The sequence below is a fragment of the Salegentibacter sp. 24 genome (assembly GCF_004362395.1).
In the GTDB taxonomy this organism is placed as follows: domain Bacteria; phylum Bacteroidota; class Bacteroidia; order Flavobacteriales; family Flavobacteriaceae; genus Salegentibacter.
The window spans coordinates 1-4,406 of sequence record NZ_SNWE01000047.1 but is presented as its reverse complement, the minus strand read 5'-3'; the positions used below and the strand labels follow the sequence as shown (position 1 = coordinate 4,406).

The 4,406-nt window shown below is 33.4% G+C and carries 6 protein-coding genes; 1 reads left to right on the top strand and 5 read right to left on the bottom strand.

Annotated features, from left to right (window positions below):
• Nucleotides 1–80: 80 nt before the first annotated feature.
• From DET49_RS18250 to DET49_RS18240, 3 genes are all read right to left on the bottom strand, one after another.
• Complete coding sequence (locus tag DET49_RS18250; RefSeq protein ID WP_133550279.1) at nucleotides 81–326, bottom strand: hypothetical protein; 246 nt, start codon at nucleotides 324–326, stop codon at nucleotides 81–83.
• Nucleotides 327–336: 10 nt separating this feature from the next.
• A complete protein-coding gene (locus tag DET49_RS18245) occupies nucleotides 337–1,101 on the bottom strand; it encodes a LytR/AlgR family response regulator transcription factor (RefSeq protein ID WP_133550277.1) in 765 nt (254 codons plus the stop codon).
• Between the two features lie 235 nt (nucleotides 1,102–1,336).
• Nucleotides 1,337–1,891, bottom strand: coding sequence for a hypothetical protein (locus tag DET49_RS18240; protein WP_133550275.1), 555 nt, complete (start codon nucleotides 1,889–1,891; stop codon nucleotides 1,337–1,339).
• A gap of 221 nt (nucleotides 1,892–2,112) precedes the next feature.
• Between DET49_RS18240 and DET49_RS18235 the strand changes: the two genes are divergently transcribed.
• Complete coding sequence (locus DET49_RS18235) at nucleotides 2,113–3,312, top strand: GAF domain-containing sensor histidine kinase (protein ID WP_317130344.1); 1,200 nt, start codon at nucleotides 2,113–2,115, stop codon at nucleotides 3,310–3,312.
• Between the two features lie 39 nt (nucleotides 3,313–3,351).
• On the opposite strand, the gene DET49_RS18555 is transcribed toward DET49_RS18235, so the two are convergent.
• Nucleotides 3,352–3,501, bottom strand: coding sequence for a hypothetical protein (locus DET49_RS18555; protein WP_166636620.1), 150 nt, complete (start codon nucleotides 3,499–3,501; stop codon nucleotides 3,352–3,354).
• 596 nt (nucleotides 3,502–4,097) lie between these two features.
• Nucleotides 4,098–4,406 (bottom strand): VIT1/CCC1 transporter family protein (locus DET49_RS18230; protein WP_133550271.1); only part of this gene is annotated, 309 nt, incomplete at its 5' end.

Here is a 4,406-nt window from a genome sequence, read left to right as displayed (position 1 = left end):
TTTCTTTTCAATCTTGTTTAATTCTTCCTGTGTCATTTTAAATCTGTTTGAGTATTAATATAAAAATTCTCAGACAGACTTCAAATTACACCCTCGCCTTTTGTACTTATTGCAATAAGCGACATATAAGTAACAACTATCAACCAATCAATAAGCAGGTTATGAAAAATTATATCGTGCCATGACTCCATAACTTCAGTAAAAACATAGGCACGCATATAGGCCAGCTTGACAATATATACCAAATTGAATAAGGTATAGAAAGCAGCTAAAAGCATAATGAGCTTTATATCTAAATATTTATTTTTAAAGTTTGAAAGGCTCATTGTTCAGATTTTAAATTCCAAGTTTATCAAACAATTCTTTTTTATTGGATTTACTGATTCGCAATATTTTGTTATCCTTCATCCTCACATCTACTTCAGAAAAGTCCGAATGGACAATTTCCTTGATATGATTTATATTAATAATTGCCGAACGGTGAATTCTAAAAAAAGCATGGTCTTTAAAAAAATGGTCTAGGTTGCTTAAAGATTCCCGAAGCACATATTTCTTGTTTTCGGTATAAATTTCAGCATAATATCCTGAAGCGCAGATATAATAAATTTCTACGGGATTTAACAAGACCGTTTTATTACCCTGTCTAACCGGTAACTTTAAGGAAATATTTGAATTGTTCTGATCTTTTTTAAAGACCTCAAATAAAGTTTGCAGGCGTTTTTCAAAATTATGCTGAGTTTCCCTCTGTGAAATATTCAATACCTTCTTTATCGTTTTATAAAAACGGTCATCTCTAAAAGGTTTGAGTAAAAAATCGAAAGCATCAACGTCGAAGGCCTTGGTTGCAAAATTATCGTACGCCGTAACGAAAATAACTATAGGTTTTGGGTTTACTTCAAGTTTCTGTAAAACTTCAAAACCATTCATATCTTTCATACTAATATCGAGAAAAACCAGTTCCGGTTTAAGTTTATTGATTTGCGAAATAGCCGATTTTCCATTGGAACATTCTCCTAATACTTCTATTTCTTTAATCTCAGAAAGCAGGTTAAGCACTCTTTTTCGAGCCAGTTCTTCATCATCTACTACAAGTGCTTTCATAACTATATCATTTACAGTTCACCTATGTAATTTAAAACTATTTTTCGTGGTTAAATATATTTTTTATTGATAACTAACTGGGATTAAATATATTCAATCCCCTTATTTTTGCTTTAAAGTCTATATATTCTGATGCAAATGCTACTTATTTTGCAATAAACCATAAAAAAGCCCGTAAAGTTCTAATAGCCAAAGCTTTTACTTTACAGGCATTTGTTTTTAAGAGCTTTTCAAATTACATTCCAGCAACTCGCTCTTCCTCGATTTTACTAGGATCAATCTTTACAATTTTTGATTTATCATTTTGTACCACTTTAATTCGATAAATTTGTTTATCCAGTATACTTCCATTTCCTATGGCTTTATAAGTGTTTTTCACCATAGTCCAACCTTCGGTTTGTTTCCACAATTCATTTCTTACCGCTAGTGGCAGTGGGATATCTTTAAATGACTGTCTTGTGCGCTTGAGCTCTCCGTCTTTTGAATAATCAGCTTCCAGGTAACCTTTCTCGTGAGAAAAAAGCACCAAATAGGTATGATAATTTTTATCTTCTACCTGCTCAATGAAGCTATCGATATCAAAATAAGATTCCACAAAACCAATAGGATTCATTAAGAACTCTTTTGCATAGGCATCGTTTACTATGTAACGATATTCATCGGGATGATCAGTTTCAGCTAGACTAATGGGAGTAAATCCAATATTGGTCTCTTTAAGTTCGGTAATTTCCTGGGCTTGACTAGTAAAGCTTAAGCTCACAAGGATCATAATAATGACTAATGTTTTCATAACAATTGATTTTAATGTTTATAAATGGTTTAGGTACAAGCTTGCATTTGATTATACCTTAAAATTAAGCTGCAAAACAGGCGAAATTTTCATTTATGATCCCAATGGCATATTTTTGATATTAGACAGCTATAAAATTGATGCGAAGCTTAATTGTTTACCTTGAGGCTATCTCCGGTTCAGTAAAATTCACTATTTTTATGCTCTTTTAGACTCAAAAAATTATTCCAATTAAGAACGCTATTACTAAGAATTATAAAGCAGACGTTGATAATATTAATAAAATTCCCATCGTCTCTAAGCTACTGGATATTATTTGTCTCAATACTGGGATGGGTTTTGCAGCGATTGCTCGTGTAACTGAAGATAAATGGATTACCTGCGCCAGTAAAGACAATATTTCTTTTGGGTTAAAAGTTGGAGATGAACTTCCCATAGAATCAACCATTTGTGCCCAGGTACGTCAGCAGCAAAAACCTATTTTTATAAATAATGTAGCCACTAGTGTGACCTACGCCAACCATCCAGTCCCTGCTATCTATGGGTTTTCAAGTTATATTTCTGTTCCTTTGTATAAAAATGACGGCAGTTTCTTCGGTACTATTTGTGCCATAGACAAAAAAGCAGCAGAAGTCGATACTGAAGCGATCCGAGGGATGTTCCAGATTTATGCTGAATTAATAGCGTTTCATCTCGAAGCCATTGAAGCGAAGGAAAATGCGGAAGCTAAGCTTATAGAAGAGCAACATATTGCCGAATTACGAGAACAATTTATAGCAATTTTAGGTCACGATTTAAAGAATCCAATTGCCACTACCCGGATGAGTGCAGACATTCTGATGAAATTTAGCAAGGAAGACATTGTAAAACGAAATGCAGCTCTCATTAAATCTACCAGTATTCGAATGGAAGGTTTAATTGACAACCTTCTTGATTTTGCTAGAGGCCGCCTGGGCGAAGGCATTAAACTGAATAAAACCAAGGATTTTGGAAAACTCAAGAATGTTATAGAACAGGTTATTAATGAAGTTGAAATTACGGCTCCAAATCAAGAAATTATAGCCGATATTCAAATAAAGAATCCAGTAGACTGTGATCCTGATCGAATTGCACAGTTGTGCTCTAATCTTTTAGGAAATGCAATAACTCACGGTTCACAGGACACCCCTGTAAAACTCCAAGCAACTTGTATAAATGGGGAATTTAAATTGGAGATAACCAATAAAGGCGTTAAAATCCCGCAAAAAGTACGGGAAAAATTGTTTGACCCATTTTATCGTAGGGAAGGCGAGGAGGCTAAAAAAGGTTTAGGTCTTGGACTTTATATTGCTTCGGAAATTGCCCTGGCCCACGACGGAAATATTAATGTGACTTCTTCAGATAAAGAAACCGTATTTAGCTTTGTAATGCCTACCCAGTAATAAAAAGCACAAATCCAGGTATGTAACTTTAACCACCAATCAAAATAGCAGGTTTAGCGTTCCTAATACTGCAAAAATTGCTGCAATTACGATCCAACTAAGAATTAAAAGAATAAATAGTTTGGCCAGAAAATGAAATCCAGCGGTTGCTGTTTTGTAATTTTCGAGAAAAATATAAAAAGGATTCATAGCACAAAATTTAAAGGTGAAACATAGAACCTTAATTAGGGAAATTGCTATAAACTAAAATGGTCTTTGCCGACTAAGCAAGGTTAATGAAAAGGCTTAATAAACCAAAGGCCCGAAAATTCAGCTTTGGTCTTTTTTAATTTTTACAAGTAATTTTTTACCATATTTCAACTTATTCTTTCCTAAAAAAGTTCACCTTTAATTTAAGACTACAAAACCTGTTCTGGTATTGGGGAAAACCAGTATTTAATTCTTTTTTCAAAGAAAAAATCTTTGCCGAGATTGATTAGATCCAATTCAAAGGATGCCCTGATATTATTATATTTCATCACAATGGAATCTGTAGGTGTGAAAAACAATGAATTCGAAACAATATTCCTGGCAGGGAAAGCTTTTATAATATCAATTTTTACTTGAAGTTTATCACCTGTGGAATAAGTTTTATCTTAGCTCTCAACAGGTTACATTTCTTCGGTAAGATTTCGATCTTCGATATTATTTGAACCTTCGATTATAGATTCACTATGGAAATAATTCAGAACAAAACCAAGCATAAGGTTTTTCAAATTGTATTTAAACAAAAGCTTAATTAAATATTAAGTAACAAATATACTTTCAAGAATTGACCCTGCGTAAAAGGCAATTAGTGCTGCACCCCCGCCGAGAAAAACTGTTTCAAGTATACCTTTAAAAATATTTTTCTGTGTAACATAGCTTTTTAATCCGCCTACTATGGACAGAGATATTGCAGTTAGAATACAGGAATTGACGAACAACCGATTTCCTAATTCAAAATAATAATCCCCGGTAAAAAAATAGGATAATAAGGGCACCGCTCCCACTAGAAAAAAACTGAAAAAGGTCACAGCAGCTGTTTTATAGGGTGTTTTCAATCCTTTTACCAT